Annotated in this window: 11 protein-coding genes; all 11 read left to right on the top strand. The window is 44.2% G+C overall.

What is annotated here, in order from left to right:
- The first annotated feature begins 57 nt into the window (after positions 1–57).
- Positions 58–684 carry a GIN domain-containing protein gene (locus NQ505_RS23470; RefSeq protein ID WP_008999909.1) on the top strand — a complete coding sequence of 209 codons (627 nt, stop codon included), beginning with the start codon at positions 58–60 and terminating at the stop codon, positions 682–684.
- 56 nt (positions 685–740) lie between these two features.
- Positions 741–2,018, top strand: coding sequence for an ABC transporter permease (locus tag NQ505_RS23465; RefSeq protein WP_008999910.1), 1,278 nt, complete (start codon positions 741–743; stop codon positions 2,016–2,018).
- Position 2,019: 1 nt separating this feature from the next.
- Entirely contained in the window at positions 2,020–3,288 is a 1,269-nt protein-coding gene (locus tag NQ505_RS23460; RefSeq protein WP_008999911.1) for an ABC transporter permease, read from the top strand.
- Positions 3,289–3,320: 32 nt separating this feature from the next.
- A complete protein-coding gene (locus NQ505_RS23455) occupies positions 3,321–4,610 on the top strand; it encodes an ABC transporter permease (RefSeq protein ID WP_008025744.1) in 1,290 nt (429 codons plus the stop codon).
- 29 nt (positions 4,611–4,639) lie between these two features.
- Entirely contained in the window at positions 4,640–5,893 is a 1,254-nt protein-coding gene (locus NQ505_RS23450) for an ABC transporter permease (protein WP_008999912.1), read from the top strand.
- 84 nt (positions 5,894–5,977) lie between these two features.
- Positions 5,978–8,587 (top strand): PAS domain-containing sensor histidine kinase, encoded by a 2,610-nt coding sequence (locus NQ505_RS23445; protein WP_004300694.1) that lies wholly within the window; start codon positions 5,978–5,980, stop codon positions 8,585–8,587.
- Positions 8,588–8,716: 129 nt separating this feature from the next.
- Positions 8,717–10,195, top strand: a complete 1,479-nt coding sequence (locus NQ505_RS23440) for a TolC family protein (protein ID WP_008999913.1) — start codon at positions 8,717–8,719, stop codon at positions 10,193–10,195.
- Positions 10,196–10,288: 93 nt separating this feature from the next.
- Entirely contained in the window at positions 10,289–11,638 is a 1,350-nt protein-coding gene (locus NQ505_RS23435; protein ID WP_008999914.1) for a sigma-54-dependent transcriptional regulator, read from the top strand.
- A gap of 26 nt (positions 11,639–11,664) precedes the next feature.
- Positions 11,665–12,957 carry a sensor histidine kinase gene (locus NQ505_RS23430; protein ID WP_008999915.1) on the top strand — a complete coding sequence of 431 codons (1,293 nt, stop codon included), beginning with the start codon at positions 11,665–11,667 and terminating at the stop codon, positions 12,955–12,957.
- Positions 12,958–13,054: 97 nt separating this feature from the next.
- Positions 13,055–15,607: a DUF5686 and carboxypeptidase-like regulatory domain-containing protein gene (locus NQ505_RS23425; RefSeq protein WP_032853688.1), complete on the top strand. Its 2,553-nt coding sequence runs from the start codon at positions 13,055–13,057 to the stop codon at positions 15,605–15,607.
- 108 nt (positions 15,608–15,715) lie between these two features.
- On the top strand, positions 15,716–17,005 hold the full coding sequence (locus NQ505_RS23420) for an inositol-3-phosphate synthase (protein ID WP_008999917.1): 1,290 nt from the start codon (positions 15,716–15,718) through the stop codon (positions 17,003–17,005).
- The last annotated feature ends 26 nt before the right edge of the window (positions 17,006–17,031 follow it).

The following is a 17,031-nucleotide window of genomic DNA, read 5'->3' as shown; positions in this document are numbered from 1 at the left end:
TTACGATTAGAACTAAATGGAAAAATTGATTAATGTATCTCTAAATTAAAAATCACCATGACAAAGAATATTTTCATCGTTGCGATAGCTGTCCTGTTAAGTGTTGCTTTCTGTTCGCTATCGGCACAAAATGTGAGTAAAGATTATAATGTAGACGAGTTTTCTGCCATAAACCTGCAATCTGTCGGGAATATTATATTTACTCAATCGGCAGGATGCTCCTGCCGTCTGGAAGGTCCTTCTGAATTTGTAGAGAAAACAAGGGTGACAGTGAAAAATGGAACTTTGGTTATCTCGTATAAAGATAGGAATGCGAGGAATATCAAGAATCTGACTTTCTATATTACTGCTCCCGATTTGAGTAAAGTGAAAATAGACGGAGTAGGAAACTTCGATGCAAAAGAAGAACTAAAACTTAAAAATATAGCTTTCGAACTTGACGGAGTAGGCAACTGTAACGTGAAAAGTCTATATTGCGATGAGTTGAAACTAGATGTTGACGGAGTAGGCAATATGAAGTTGAATGTTGATTGCAGCACTATCAAAGCTAAAGTGGATGGAGTAGGAAATATCACTGTATCCGGTAAAGCGGATGCAGCTTTCTTTAAGCGGGATGGCGTTGGTAAAATCAACTCCAAAAACCTGAAGTGTAAAGACGTAACAAAGAAAGGTTGGAATTTCTAATGTAGAACATTCTTCTGTGAACTCCTGTAGAATCAAATCAAAAAAAGAATAAGAAGATGTGGAAGCAATACATAAAGCAAGCTCTTTACCAGTTGAAAGAGAACCGGCTTATTAGTATTGTCTGTATGGTAGGTACAGCTTTGGCTATTTGCATGATAATGGTGATCGTGCTGACATTGCAGATACGGATAAAAGACTGCGTGCCGGAAGTTAACCGTTCACGATCATTGTATGTCAAGGCAATGACGTCCCGGCATAAAGAGCAACACAATAATGCTGCCAGCAGCCAGATGTCCGTCACGACTGCCCGTGAATGCTTTAAGACGTTGACAATACCTGAAGCGGTTACCATTACTTCCGTTAATAATAAGATGCGTGCTTCTCTTCCCGGAGGAGGCAGGATGAGTGTAGATGAAATGGAAACGGATGAAGCGTTCTGGCAAGTCTTTTGCTTTGAATTCTTGTGTGGCAAACCATATACGAAAGCCGATTTTGAGAGTGGGCTGTCCAAGGCAGTGGTTTCTGCCAGTGTGGCACGCCGCCTGTTCGGTACAACTGACGTGGTAGGGCGTACCATCCAATTAAATAAAGCGGATTATACCATTACAGGAGTAGTGAAAGACGTATCAAAGTTGGCGACAGCTTCTTATGCACAGGTCTGGATTCCCTATACATCAACAGATTTGGCTTCTTTCTCGTGGAGAGAAAATCTGATGGGACCTATGCGGGCGGTCATCCTTGCACGTTCGTCCGACGATTTTCCGGCTATTCGTGCTGAAGTCGAAAAATATCGTCAGGTCTACAATAGTAAGCTGAAGGATATGGAATTGATTTATCGTGGTCAGCCGGATACTCAATTTGCCTACCTTTACCGCCATTGGGGGACAGACTTGGATATGAAACACATTGTCAGGCGATTCATTCTTATCATTGTGATTCTCCTCTTGGTTCCAGCTATCAACCTAAGTAGTATGACTTTATCCCGCATGCGGAAGCGTATGACGGAAATCGGTGTCCGGAAAGCATTCGGTGCTACTGCCAACGAATTGTTGCGACAGGTATTCTGGGAGAATCTGATATTGACACTGCTTGCGGGAGTACTGGGACTGATATTGAGCTATTCAGCTACTTTCCTGTTAAACTCATTCCTTTTTGATAACAGTGAGAATGCAGGTCTTGCCGGGGAAACTTCTCTTTCCACTGATATGCTGTTCAGTCCGTTGACGTTTCTCGTTGCATTCTGTTTCTGCCTGTTATTAAATCTATTGAGTGCCGGAATTCCGGCTTGGAGAGTGTCGAGAATGAACATTGTAGATGCAATAAACCAAAGATGAAATGATGAAACAGTTATTGAAACAAATATATAATGAGCGCCGGAGCAATGCTTTTCTATGGATTGAGCTATTGTTGGTGTTTGTCGTATTGTGGTATATCGTTGATTTGGTTTATGTCACTTTGCATATCTATTATCAGCCAATGGGCTTTAATATAGAAAATACGTATGTATTACGTATGAACCGTCTTACCGATAAATCTACCGATTTCAATCCGGAGCTGACTGTTAAAGATGATATGACTGCTTTAAGGGAAATAGCCGGACGTTTGTCCCGTCATCCGGAAGTTGAATCTGTCTGTATCTCTCAAAACAGTATTCCATACAATGAAGGGTGCAGTGGAGCGAGTTTCCGTTTTCCGGATAACGACACGGTTTGGATAAGTACGATGGATCGTTGGACGACTCCTGAATATTATAAGGTGTTTCGTTTCCGGAATATCGATGGTTCCGGTCATGAAAGTCTGGTGAAAGCTCTGGAGAAAAATACAATAATCGTTCCTGTCGATGTTGCAGACTATTATCCGGATGCTACTTTCCACGGAAAAGACCTTTTGGGTAAAGAAGTTCGCATGAGTGATACCAACTTTCGTATTGCAGCTTTAACAGAGCCCGTTCGCTACGATCATTATAACATTGCCGGAAAACCTTTTACCGGAACCTATATCGGCACTTACCTTTCTGACGAACAAATGGAAACAGTCGAAAACGTAGCCTATCTCGAATTAAGTCTGCGTGTCCGCGAAGGTGTAGACGATGGCTTTGTGGAACGTCTTATGAATGATGCCGACCGTATCTATCAGGTAGGGAATGTTTATATACTTGATGTCACTCCATTAAGCAAAGTCCGGACAGCCAGTGAGATAGACAATGATAATGAATTACGTACCCAGTTCTGTATTCTCTTTTTCCTGTTGTTGAATATCTTTCTGGGAGTGATCGGCACTTTCTGGTTCCGTACCCAGCAACGCCGGGGAGAAGTTGCTTTACGCATGGCAATGGGAGCTAACCGGAAAAACATATTCTATCGTTTGATTACGGAAGGTTTGTTACTGTTAAGCATGTCGGCTCTTCCTGCCGTATTGATTGCATTCAATATTGGATATACTGAACTGGTGGATATATCACAAATGGCATTTACAGTACCCCGTTTCCTGATAGCCATTTTACTGACATATCTCTTGATGGCGATAATGATTATTCTTGGCGTGTTGTATCCGGCTCTGCAATCAATGAAAGTGCAACCGGCCGAAGCACTAAGAGACGAGTAAGAAATATACTGAACTTTATACTGGTAACGATCATGATAAAACTCTATTTTAAACAAGCATTCCATCTGTTGGGAGAAAATAAACTGCTTTCTTCTATTTCCATTATTGGTACAGCTTTGGCTATTGCTATGATAATGGTAATTGTGATTACTTTACGTGCGACTATTGCTCCCTTTGCACCGGAAACCCATCGTGACCGGATGCTTATTTTCCGGTTTGCCGGACTTCAAAGTAAGTCCAACGTGAATTGGCAAAGCAATGGCCCTATCGGATACAATACGGCAAAGGCTTGTTTCAAAGCAATGACAATTCCCGAAGTTGTTTCCATAACCAATATCTGGCAGGAAACAATGCTGGCTGCTAAACCGGCAGGTGAGATGGAAAGTTGTAGTGTGTTGCAAACAGACGATGCTTTCTGGAAAATATTTGAATTTGAGTTTCTATCTGGTAAACCGTATGATAATGCCGATTTTGATGCCGGAGCAGCAAAAGCTGTGATTTCCGAAGATATGGCTCGCCGTTTGTTCGGAACATCAGAAGTGGTTGGAAAAACATTCCTTCTGAATCATTCGGCTTATATTGTTTGCGGAGTGGTACGTCCGGTCTCTAAACTGGCGAAGTACGCCTATGCACAAGTTTGGATTCCTTTGAGTTCAACAAGTGCCTTCACAGCCACTTGGGGCGATGACAATATCATGGGTATGACTGCCGTTTATATACTGGCTAAATCGAAAGACGATTTTCCGGCTATTCGTCAGGAGGCAGACCGCTTGCGGGCTATCTTTATGGCAGGGCATCCCAATTTCGATTTACTCTATCGCGGACAGCCTGATACTTATTTCGTAGCCGCGCAACGCTATTCCGCCAACAATCCTCCTGCTGTGAAAGAAGCAGTACGGCAATACATACTGACATTACTTGTCTTATTGATTGTTCCTGCCGTCAACCTGTCCGGACTTACTTTGTCACGCATGCGTAAGCGTATCTCCGAAATAGGAGTGCGAAAAGCCTTTGGTGCTCCCAGACGGGAGCTTATGATGCAGGTACTATCCGAAAACATGCTTTATTCCCTGTTCGGAGGAATTCTCGGACTTGTATTAAGTTATGTCGCCGCTTTCCTTTTGGGAGGAATGCTTTTCTCCGTAGACTTTGTATCCAATGGTGTGGAGGATTTGCGGACCATGTGTGTCGACTTACTGTTCGATCCTACCGTATTCCTGCTGGCATTTCTGGCTTGCTTCCTACTCAATTTATTAAGTGCCGCCATTCCGGCATGGAGAGTAACTCGCACCAATATTGTGGATGCCATCAACGAAAGATAATTCTTCAACTCATCTAAATTCTAAAGAAAATGCAACTATTAAAACAAATATGGAACGAGCGCCGGTCAAACGGATGGTTGTGGTCAGAACTATTAATTGTTTTTGTGGTCCTGTGGTATGTGGTCGACTGGACGTATGTGACAGCGCGTACTTATTACGAACCGGTAGGATTTGATATTACCGATACGTATTATTTGGAACTAAGCCTGAAAAATGACAAGAGTAATTCCTATCTTTCGAAAGAGCAAAAGAGCACATCTTTAGGACAAGATATTATCGAGTTGACCAATCGTCTCCGGAGATTGCCGGAAGTGGAGGCCGTTTCAATATCCAATAATGCGCGTCCCTATATCGGGAGTAACTCCGGTAGTATGTTACGTATCGATACATTAGTTAGTAATCCGCTGCGGCGTTCGGTAACCCCTGACTTTTTTCAGGTCTTTCGTTATCAAAGTGCTGATGGGCGTGGTTATCAGCCGTTGGTGCAAGCTTTAAGGAATGGCAATGTCGTTGTTGGTGAAAATTTCTTGCCCAAAGATTATAAAGGCGATCGTACGCTGTTGGGTAAAGAAATGGTCGATGTGGATGATTCTACGAAAGTGTACAAGATAGGGGGAGTTTCGAAGAAGGTGCGTTACAATGACTTTTGGCCTAACTACAGTGATCGGTATGTAGCCATTGAACTTCCTGAAAAGATAATGGTCGAACTTGACGATGAACTTTATCCTTCGAGTGTAGAAGTTTGTCTGCGGGTGAAACCGGGGACTTCCAGAGACTTTGCGGAACATTTGATGAAATTGTCCGCCAACCAGTTGAGTGTCGGTAACTTATTCATCCTGAAAGTGCATGATTATGAAGATCTGCGGAATGACTTCCAGCAAGGGAGTTATAATCAGGTACAGGTACGTTTCTGGATGATGGGCTTCTTATTGCTTAATATCCTGTTGGGCATTGTCGGCACCTTCTGGTTCCGTACGCAGCACCGTCGTGCCGAGTCTGCGCTTCGTATAGCAGTCGGGGCCAGCCGGATGCAGCTTTGGCAACGTTTAAATAAAGAAGGATTGCTATTATTGACTCTGGCTGCTTTGCCTGCCGCCGTCATCTGTTATAATATCGGCCATCTGGAGTTGACTGAAGGGTATATGGAGTGGGGAGTAGTGCGTTTTCTTATTACATTTGTCATAACCTATTTCCTGATGTCTTTAATGATTCTCGTTGGCATTTGGTTTCCTACTCGTCAGGTAATTCGCATACACCCTGCCGAGGCGTTGCGCGAAGAATAAAAAACTTGGGCTATCTGTTTGTTTTCAATATAATTAACGTATCTTTGTCGGCATAATATTGAAAACACCGCAGGCTTTAATTATATGAATCGACGCTACTATTGTTTGCTTATCGTTCTGTTTTTTGCTGTTCTTATTCAGGCGGCAGCAGCGGAACGTACATACAATATCCTGTTTATACAGTCATACACCTCACAGACTCCTTGGCATAGCGACCTTAATCAGGGGTTGGTCAAAGGATTTAAAGAAAGTGGCCTGAAGGTGAATATAACAACGGAGTATCTTGATGCCGATTTTTGGGCATTCAACTCCGAGAAAGTAATTATGCGTCGTTTTTGTCAGCGTGCCCGTGACAGGCAGACCGATTTGATTATAACAGCAAGTGATGAAGCTTTCTATACTCTTTTTGCCTGTGGAGATTCGTTGCCTTTGCAGATACCGGTCGTGTTTTTCGGCATTAAGTATCCTGATATGGAGCTGATTGCTACTCATCCCAATGTTTGCGGGTTCACTGCCAATCCGGATTTTGATGTCATATTGCGTCAGGCGCAAAAGATATTTCCCCAGCGGAAAGAAGTGGTATGTGTGATAGATAACAGCTTTTTGAGTAACAAAGGCCTTGAAGATTTTGAAGAAGAGTGGAAAATCTTTCAAAAAGACAATCCGGATTATAGAATGAAAGTCTATAATACCCAAAATCATACAACGAGTCACATCATTGCTGCTATTTGTTACCCTCGTAACAGCTACGAACGTCTGGTGGTTGCTCCTAAATGGTCGCCTTTCCTTTCATTCGTTGGCAAAAACTCAAAAGCTCCCGTATTTTCGAGTCAGAATGTGGGGTTAACTAATGGCGTATTCTGTGCATACGATTCCGATAGTTATGCTTCAGCATTATCGGCAGCTCAAAGGGCTGCTTTAGTCTTAAAAGGTACATCTCCCCAAGAAATAGGAGTGACAGAAATCACGCAGGGATTCATCTATGACTATAAACAGTTGGATTATTTTCATATTGACCCTGATAAAGTATCCTCTAGCGGAACCATCGTCAACGAACCGTATTGGGAAAAATATAAATATCTTTTTATACTGCTCTATCCGTCTATCCTGGCGTTGCTGATAGCTTCTATCGTGTGGTTGATGCGTGCCAACCGGCGTGAGTCCAAACGACGGATTCAGGCACAGACTCGTCTGCTCGTGCAGAATAAACTTGTGGAACAGCGTAATGAGTTTGATAATGTATTTCATTCCATCCGTGATGGTGTGATAACGTATGATACCGATTTGCACATTCATTTCACAAACCGCTCCTTATTGCAAATGCTGCATTTGCCGTATGAGTCAGGGGGCCGTTTTTATGAAGGAATGATGGCAGGCAGCATCTTCAAGATATATTATAACGGTCAGGATATTCTTCATTCTATGCTGAAGCAGGTAGCTTCAAAAGGAGAAAGTGTGAAGATACCCCAGGGAGCTTTCATGAAAGAAGTGCATAGTGATAAATACTTCCCGGTGTCGGGGGAAATAGTCCCGATCCGTTCAAAGGATACGATTACCGGTATGGCACTTTCCGCACGGAATATTTCGAATGAAGAAATGCAGAAGCGTTTCTTTGATATGGCAGTAGACGAAAGCTCCATCTATCCGTGGCAGTTTGATATGGAAACCAACTGTTTCATTTTCCCGCAAGGTTTCTTGAAACGTCTTGGATACGATGAATCGGTTACTACCATCTCCCGTGATGAAATGGATCGCACTATCCATCCTGATGATTTGAAGGAAATAAGTCCGTTATTTAATAGAGCATTGACAGGAGAAGATTCTAATACCCGTCTGAATTTCCGTCAGCGGAATGTCAACGGAGAGTATGAATGGTGGGAATATCGTTCTTCCGTAATCACGGGATTGACACAAGATTCATTGTACAATATATTAGGTGTTTGCCAGAGTATCCAGCGATATAAGACTGCCGAGCAGGAGATGAGAGAGGCTCGTGATAAAGCCCTCCAGGCTGACAAACTGAAATCGGCGTTCCTTGCCAACATGAGTCACGAGATTCGGACTCCGTTGAATGCGATTGTAGGTTTCTCCGATTTGCTAAGCGATACGAGTGGTTTTACAAGCGAAGAGATTGCCCAGTTTATCGGAACCATTAATAAAAATTGCGGCCTGTTGCTAGCTTTGATTAATGATATTCTTGATTTGTCACGTATCGAATCGGGAACCATGGAATTTATGTTCGCCGAGCATAACCTGCCGCTGTTATTAAAGACCGTCCATGATTCTCAACGCTTGAATATGCCACCGGGAGTAGAACTGGTGTTGCGTATGCCCGAAAGTGATAAGAAATATCTTACGACAGATAATGTACGCTTGCAGCAAGTCGTGAATAATCTGATAAATAACGCTGCTAAATTTACGAGTAGCGGTTTCATTACTTTCGGCTATGAAGACGATGAGGTTCCCGGCTACACCCGCATCTTTGTGGAGGATACCGGAGTCGGTATTTCTGAAGAAGGTATCCGTCATATATTCGAACGATTCTATAAAGTCGATAATTTCACCCAAGGAGCAGGTTTGGGATTAAGTATTTGTCAGACCATCATCGAACGTCTGAATGGTACCATCTCCGTCACCTCCGAAGTAGGTAAAGGCACTCGTTTCACTGTGCGCCTTCCTAACTACTGCGAATAATCGAACGTTCACTTTTGGGCATAGTGTCCGAAAATGGACACTTTTCTTATTTTCTAATCTGTTGATAATAAAAACTTTACTTTTTTGGCACATCGTTTGATTCTCTCATAGTGGAAAATACTGTGCATAATGAAAAAGAAAAGTATATTGTTTGCTCTTGCTGCCGTTTGCCTGCCGTTGGCATTGTCGGCACAGAAGGAAAGGGAAATAACCTTGAATGAAGCTATTGCTATGGCGCGTGCTCAATCTGTGGATGCTGCCGTTGCTTTAAACGAGTTGAAAACGGCCTATTGGGAATATCGCACTTTTCGTGCCGACCTGCTGCCGGAAGTCAATCTGACCGGAACTCTGCCCAATTATAATAAATCATATAGTTCTTATCAAAATTCGGACGGCTCTTACGGCTTCGTCCGTAACAATACCTTAGGACTGACAGGCGATCTTTCCATCGATCAGAATATCTGGCTCACCGGTGGTAAACTTTCGTTGACCTCTTCACTCGACTATATCAAACAATTGGGAGCCGGAGGTGACCGTCACTTTATGTCAGTCCCTGTCACCTTGCAACTCACGCAACCCATCTTTGGAGTGAATAATATAAAATGGAACAGGCGCATCGAACCGGTGCGTTATGCCGAAGCAAAAGCAGCTTTTATCACCGCTACCGAAGAAGTGACAATGCGTGCCATCACTTACTACTTCAATCTCTTGCTGGCAAGAGAAAATCTCGGCACAGCCAAGCAGAACCTGACAAATGCCGATCACCTTTATGAAGTGGCTCTTGCCAAACGTAAAATGGGACAGATTTCCGAGAATGAACTCTTACAGCTCAAACTTTCCGCCTTGAATGCGAAAGCAGCGTTGACGGAGGCGGAGAGTGATCTCAATGCCAAGATGTTCCAGCTTCGTGCTTTTCTAGGAGTGGGAGAGGATGAAATCTTAAGCCCTGTTCTCCCCGAAGCGGTGGATCGTCCGAAGATGGAGTACAATCTGGTTTTAAATAAAGCATTGGAACGTAACTCGTTTGCACAGAATATCCGTCGTCGCCAGTTGGAAGCCGATTATGAAGTAGCCACCGCCCGCGGAAACCTGCGTAGCGTCGATTTGTTTGCAAGCGTCGGATATACTGGCGAGAACCGGAACTTTCCTGCCGTTTACCGTAACTTGCAGGATAATCAGATTGTTCAGGTAGGTGTTAAGATTCCGATTCTCGATTGGGGAAAACGTCGTGGAAAAGTCCGGGTAGCCAAGAGCAACCGGGATGTGGTGCTTTCAAAGATCCGCCAGGAACAGATCAACTTCAACCAGGATATCTTTTTGTTGGTGGAGCATTTCAATAATCAGGCGCAGCAGTTGGACATAGCGAAGGAAGCCGATGCAATTGCACAGCAGCGTTATAAGACCAGTATTGAAACTTTCCTGATAGGCAAAATTAATACCTTAGATCTGAATGATGCGCAGAACTCTAAAGATGAGGCAAGACAGAAACATATTTCCGAACTCTATTATTATTGGTATTACTATTATCAGATTCGCAGTCTGACGCTATGGGATTTTCGTTCGAACTCCGAACTTGAAGCTGATTTTGATGAAATTATCCGGCAATAAAAAAGAGAAGAGTGATGTCGGTTGCTATTTTTTTGTAGCTTTGTACAGTCATAGCAGTAAAACAATACCTTTGATTAAAAAGAAACATAAACTATGATTCTGATAATTGACGACGACAGCGCAGTGCGTTCTTCGCTTAGCTTCATGTTGAAGCGGGCAGGCTACGAAGCACAGACCGTTCCCGGTCCACGGGAAGCAATGGAAGTGGTACGTTCCGTAGCACCGGATTTGATTTTGATGGATATGAACTTCACTCTTTCCACAACGGGTGAGGAAGGTTTAACCCTGCTCAAACAAGTAAAAATATTCCGTCCCGAAGTGCCAGTGATCTTAATGACCGCTTGGGGAAGTATCCAACTTGCCGTGCAAGGAATGCAGGCAGGAGCCTTTGACTTCATTACGAAGCCATGGAATAATGCCGCCTTGTTGCAACGCATCGAAACAGCACTCGAACTTTCCGGTACCTCACAGGAGACAACTCAGGAACAGAGCGAGTCTTTCGACCGCAGCCACATTATCGGGCGTAGCCAGGGATTAATGGATGTGTTGAACACGATTGCCCGCATAGCAAAGACCAATGCTTCTGTACTGATAACAGGAGAAAGCGGAACAGGTAAGGAGCTGATAGCCGAAGCCATTCATATCAACAGTCAGCGTGCCAAATATCCTTTTGTGAAAGTGAACCTCGGAGGGATTTCCCAAAGCTTGTTTGAAAGTGAAATGTTTGGGCATAAGAAAGGAGCTTTTACCGATGCTTCCGCAGATCGTATCGGACGTTTCGAGATGGCAAACAAAGGAACGATTTTTCTGGATGAGATCGGTGATCTCGATCCTTCGTGTCAGGTGAAGTTATTACGCGTATTGCAGGATCAAACATTTGAAGTGCTCGGTGACAGCCGTCCCCGCAAGACAGATATCCGGGTGGTATCAGCCACCAATGCCGATTTGCGTAAGATGGTGGGCGAACGTACTTTCCGTGAAGACCTGTTCTATCGTATCAATCTGATAACGGTGAAACTGCCGGCTTTGCGCGAACGTCGTGAAGATATTCCTTTGCTGGCACGTCATTTTGCCGACCGCCAGGCTGTAACCAATGGATTGCCCCGTACGGAGTTTGCTGCCGATGCCCTGCAATTCTTGAGCCGTTTACCTTATCCGGGGAATATCCGTGAATTGAAGAATCTGGTGGAACGCACCATTTTGGTAAGTGGTAAACCGCTTCTCGATGCTTCCGATTTTGACGCCCAGTACATCCGCCACGATGATGCAAGAGTAGCCGAAGGTGCAGCACTCGCAGGCATGACTTTAGACGAAATAGAACGTCAGACCATTCTTCAGGCTTTGGAACGCTGCAAAGGAAACCTTAGCCAGGTAGCTACGGCATTAGGCATCAGTCGTGCCGCCCTTTACCGACGCCTCGAAAAATATAATATTACAGTATAAAAACAAACCGTTAATTACAGATAAACGTGCGTATAAAAGGACTTTTTTACATACTTGTCATTCTGTTGTTGGCATTGGGTAGTATATTGCTCTATCTCTCCAGTCAGATGAACGCGCTCTTTTTCTACATAGGAGAGGGGCTGGTGCTTTTTATCCTGCTTTATCTGACATTCTTCTATCGTAAGATAGTGAAACCGTTGAATACTATCGGAAGCGGTATGGAACTGCTGCGTGAGCAGGATTTCAGTAGCCGTCTTAGTCCTGTAGGACAATATGAAGCCGATCGTGTGGTGAATATCTTCAACCGCATGATGGAACAGCTCAAGAATGAACGTCTTCGTTTGCGTGAGCAGAATAACTTTCTTGATCTGCTGATTAAGGCTTCTCCGATGGGAGTTATCATCACCTCCCTTGATGAAGACCTTGCGGAACTGAACCCGATGGCTTTGAAGATGCTGGGCGTTCGTCTGGAAGATGTACAAGGTAAGAAAATGAAAGAGATTGATTCTCCGTTGGCGGTGGAACTGTCCAGCCTTCCGAAAGGAGAGACGGTTACCGTCCGTCTGAACGACTCGAATATCTACCGGTGCACTCATTCCTCTTTCATCGACCGTGGATTCCAGCACCCTTTCTATTTGGTGGAAACCCTTACCGACGAAGTGATGAAAGCGGAAAAGAAAGCCTATGAGAAAGTAATCCGCATGATTGCTCATGAAGTGAACAATACGACTGCCGGCATCACTTCTACACTGGATACGGTAGAACAAGCCCTTTCCAGCGAAGAAGGAATGGATGACATTTGCGACGTGATGCGTGTGTGTACCGACCGTTGTTTCTCGATGAGTCGTTTCATCACCCGTTTTGCCGACGTTGTGAAAATCCCCGAACCGACACTTTCTTCTGTCAATCTAAATGATTTGGTTTTCACCTGCAAACGCTTTATGGAAGGAATGTGTAATGACCGTCATATCACCCTTCGCATGGAAATAGATGAAAGCCTGAAAGACGTTATGCTGGATGCTGCTCTGTTTGAACAAGTACTCGTAAACATTATCAAAAATGCAGCGGAGAGCATTGAAGCCGATGGAGAAATAATAGTCCGTACTATCTCTCCCGCCACTGTTGAAGTGATAGATAACGGCCAGGGAATCAGCAAGGAAACAGAAGCTAAACTGTTCAGCCCTTTCTTCTCCACCAAACCGAACGGCCAGGGAATCGGACTTATCTTTATTCGTGAAGTCCTGATGCGCCATGGATGCACATTCTCTTTGCGAACCTATGCCGACGGCCTGACCCGATTCCGCATTATTTTCCCCTAATTGTGTCAAATAAGAACATTTCTTCCATCAAATAGACCTTTTTTTGTCTTAAAATCACTCATACCTTTGCCCCGCTCAATTCAATAGGATTTAAGGTATGAGATTAATGAAAAAAGGCACATTGACGCTCTTTCTTTTATTGGCTATCAGTATTCCGCTAAGTGCGCAGTATGTGGTACAAGGGGTGGTGACTGATTCTCTGACCAAAGAGCCTTTGCCTTATGCATCTGTACGCTTAAAAGACACGACAGAAGGAACTACTACCGGAAGCGACGGACGTTTCTATTTCAAAACCAACCGTTCCGAAGCAGTGCTTGTCATCTCTGTAATCGGTTATAATGACTATATCCGTTCCATCCGTCCTGCCCGTAACGCATCGTATAAAGTGACGCTTTCGCCTACCGAATATGCCCTCGGCGAAGTAGTGGTAAAACCTAAGCGCGAGCACTACCGGAAGAAAGATAATCCGGCCGTAGAGTTTGTGCGCCGCATGATTGAAAGCCGTGACAACCATTCCCCCTACGAAAAAGACTTCTGGCAACGCGAACGTTATGAAAAGACCACTTTCGCATTGAACAATTTCGATGAAGAGAAACAGAAGAAATGGCTATATCGCAAATTTGATTTCCTTACCGAATACGTAGACACTTCTGCCGTCACCGGTAAACCGATTCTGACAGTATCAGCCCGCGAACTGCTTGCCACAGACTATTACAGGAAATCTCCCCGTTCCGAGAAGCAATGGGTGAAAGGGCGTAAACAGGCCGGTGTCGATGAATTTCTCTCCAAACAGGGGATGCAGGCTGCCATCAATGAAGTCTTTAAAGACGTGGACATCTACGAAAATAATATTTCCTTGTTCACGAATAAGTTTGTCAGTCCATTGTCCCGTATCGGCACAGGCTTCTATAAATATTACCTGATGGATACCTTACAGATTGCCGGAGAACCCTGTGTAGACCTAGCTTTTACACCATTCAATTCCGAGTCTTTCGGTTTCAACGGACATCTCTATGTGGTGCTCGACTCTACTTATTTTGTCAAACGTGCCGTATTCAACTTCCCCAAAAAGATAAACCTGAACTTTGTGGATTATATGTTGCTCGAGCAGGAATTCAAGCGTGCCGAAGACGGTACCCGCTTGCTCGACCACGAAAGCATCACTGTTGAGTTTAAACTGACCGAAGGGCAGGATGGTATTTTTGCCCGCCGTGTGGCAGATTACAGCAACTATACCTTTACCCCGACTGCTGAAGCCGATAAAGCTTTCACCAAGCCCGAACGCATCATCGAAGAAACCGAAGCCTTGTCTCGCCCCGAAACATTCTGGGCGGAGAACCGTCCGCAAGCCGCCATCTCCCAACAGGAGAACTCGGTAGACCGCCTGATGACACAATTACGCAGCTATCCGGTATATTACTGGACGGAAAAAGTGCTTTCCATTCTCTTTACGGGATATATCCCTACCTCCAAAGAAGCCCCCCTTTTCTATATCGGCCCGATGAATGCAACCATCAGCGGCAATACATTGGAAGGTCCCCGCATCCGTGCCGGAGGTATGACAACCGCCTGGCTCAATCCGCACCTGTTTGGCAAAGGATATGTGGCTTACGGTTTTAAAGATGAAAGAGTGAAAGGATTGGCGGAACTGGAATATTCGTTCAAGAAGAAAAAAGAATACGCCAATGAATTTCCCATCCATTCTCTGAAATTGCGTTACGAATTAGATGTGAACCAGTACGGACAAAACTACCTGTACACAAGCAAAGACAACGTGTTCCTAGCCTTGAAACGTGAGAAAGACGACCGTATCGGCTATTTCCGGCAAGCGGAGATGACCTATATCAATGAATTCTACTCCGGCTTTTCTTTCCAGTTAACGGCACGTACACGAAAAGATGAGTCCTCCTACCTGATCCCTTTCTTAAAAAAGGAAGGAGATGCATACACTCCGGTCAAAGATTTCTCTATCAGTGCGGCAGAGTTAAAACTGCGTTATGCTCCGAACGAGAAATTCTTCCAGACCCAATGGAACCGTTTCCCTGTGTCATTGGATGCACCGGTGTTTACCCTGTCTCATACCCTTGCCGGAAAAGGCGTGTTGGGTAGCGATTACACCTACAATCATACCGAGGCCGGTATTCAGAAACGCTTCTGGTTTTCCGCATTCGGCTATACGGATATTATCCTGAAAGCCGGAAAAGTGTGGGACAAAGTTCCTTTTCCGTTGCTAATCATGCCTAATGCCAACCTTTCTTATACCATCCAACCCGAATCCTACTCGTTGATGAATGCGATGGAGTTCATGAACGATGAATATTTCTCGTGGGATGTTACGTATTTCCTCAACGGATGGCTGTTCAACCGCGTTCCGTTGTTGAAAAAACTCAAATGGAGGGAAATAGTTTCCTGTCGGGGTCTATATGGACATTTGAGCGACAAAAACAACCCTGCTTTGAGTGACGGTTTGTTCGCTTTTCCGATAGAAAACACGCAAACAATGGGAAAAACACCTTACGTGGAGGCGGGTGTCGGTATCGAAAACATTTTCAAGGTGTTACGTTTAGACTATGTCTGGAGGCTCACTTATCGTGATTCTCCCGGGATTGACAAATCCGGCTTGAGAATAAGTCTCCACATGACCTTTTAAAAGTTAAATCCTGCTAATTGCAATGTTTATATGACAAATAAAGACCGTATTAGTAATTAATTAATCTTATTTTTGCATCAATTTTAGTTTAATTTTAATAGAATAGAAATGAAACAAGAAATTAAACCCGCTACCGGGCGTCTTGGCGTACTGGTAGTTGGAGTGGGTGGTGCGGTAGCTACCACGATGATTGTAGGTACACTAGCCTCTCGCAAGGGACTGGCAAAACCGATAGGATCTATTACCCAGTTAGCCACAATGCGCATGGAGAACAACGAAGAAAAACTCATCAAGGACGTTGTGCCTTTGACGAATTTGGAAGACATTGTTTTCGGAGGATGGGATATTTTCCCGGACAACGCATACGAAGCTGCTATGTACGCCGAGGTTTTGAAAGAAAAAGACCTCAACGGAGTGAAAGAAGAATTGGAAGCTATCAAACCGATGCCGGCTGCTTTCGATCACAACTGGGCAAAACGTCTGAATGGTACGCACATTAAGAAGGCCGCTACCCGTTGGGAAATGGTAGAACAACTTCGCCAGGATATCCGCGACTTCAAAGCTGCTAACAACTGCGAACGTGTAGTTGTACTCTGGGCTGCAAGTACTGAAATTTACATTCCGTTGTCTGACGAACACATGTCACTCGCTGCTTTAGAGAAAGCAATGAAGGAAAACAACACTGAAGTGATTTCTCCGAGTATGTGTTATGCGTATGCTGCGATTGCAGAAGACGCTCCGTTCGTAATGGGTGCTCCTAACTTGTGTGTAGATACTCCTGCTATGTGGGAATTCTCTAAACAAAAGAATGTACCTATCTCTGGTAAAGACTTCAAGAGTGGTCAGACACTGATGAAAACCGTATTGGCTCCGATGTTCAAGACCCGTATGCTGGGTGTGAACGGTTGGTTCTCTACCAATATCCTCGGTAACCGTGACGGTGAAGTACTCGATGATCCGGATAACTTCAAGACAAAAGAAGTCAGCAAGTTGTCTGTAATCGATACTATCTTCGAACCCGAAAAATATCCGGATCTCTATGGAGACGTTTATCATAAAGTACGTATCAACTACTATCCTCCTCGCAAAGACAACAAAGAAGCATGGGACAACATCGACATCTTCGGATGGATGGGCTACCCGATGGAAATCAAGGTGAACTTCCTTTGCCGCGACTCTATCCTTGCAGCTCCTATCGCTCTTGACCTTGTGCTGTTCAGTGACTTGGCTATGCGTGCAGGCATGTGCGGCATCCAGACTTGGTTGTCATTCTTCTGCAAGAGCCCGATGCACGATTTCGAACATCAGCCCGAACACGACTTGTTTACACAATGGAGAATGGTAAAACAGACATTGCGTAACATGATTGGTGAAAAAGAACCTGATTACTTAGCTTAATCAGTAACCCCAAATAATAAGTTGAG

Source organism: Bacteroides sp. D2, assembly GCF_025147085.1.
In the GTDB taxonomy this organism is placed as follows: Bacteria; Bacteroidota; Bacteroidia; order Bacteroidales; family Bacteroidaceae; genus Bacteroides.
This window is presented reverse-complemented; position numbering and strand designations above follow the sequence as displayed.

Excerpts from the sequence above, each read along its gene's own strand:
- NQ505_RS23470 (WP_008999909.1), top strand. The coding sequence starts at position 58 with ATGACAAAGAATATTTTCATCGTTGCGATAGCTGTCCTGTTAAGTGTT.
- NQ505_RS23465 (WP_008999910.1), top strand. The coding sequence starts at position 741 with ATGTGGAAGCAATACATAAAGCAAGCTCTTTACCAGTTGAAAGAGAAC.
- NQ505_RS23460 (WP_008999911.1), top strand. The coding sequence starts at position 2,020 with ATGATGAAACAGTTATTGAAACAAATATATAATGAGCGCCGGAGCAAT.
- NQ505_RS23455 (WP_008025744.1), top strand. The coding sequence starts at position 3,321 with ATGATAAAACTCTATTTTAAACAAGCATTCCATCTGTTGGGAGAAAAT.
- NQ505_RS23450 (WP_008999912.1), top strand. The coding sequence starts at position 4,640 with ATGCAACTATTAAAACAAATATGGAACGAGCGCCGGTCAAACGGATGG.
- NQ505_RS23445 (WP_004300694.1), top strand. The coding sequence starts at position 5,978 with ATGAATCGACGCTACTATTGTTTGCTTATCGTTCTGTTTTTTGCTGTT.
- NQ505_RS23440 (WP_008999913.1), top strand. The coding sequence starts at position 8,717 with ATGAAAAAGAAAAGTATATTGTTTGCTCTTGCTGCCGTTTGCCTGCCG.
- NQ505_RS23435 (WP_008999914.1), top strand. The coding sequence starts at position 10,289 with ATGATTCTGATAATTGACGACGACAGCGCAGTGCGTTCTTCGCTTAGC.
- NQ505_RS23425 (WP_032853688.1), top strand. The coding sequence starts at position 13,055 with ATGAGATTAATGAAAAAAGGCACATTGACGCTCTTTCTTTTATTGGCT.
- NQ505_RS23420 (WP_008999917.1), top strand. The coding sequence starts at position 15,716 with ATGAAACAAGAAATTAAACCCGCTACCGGGCGTCTTGGCGTACTGGTA.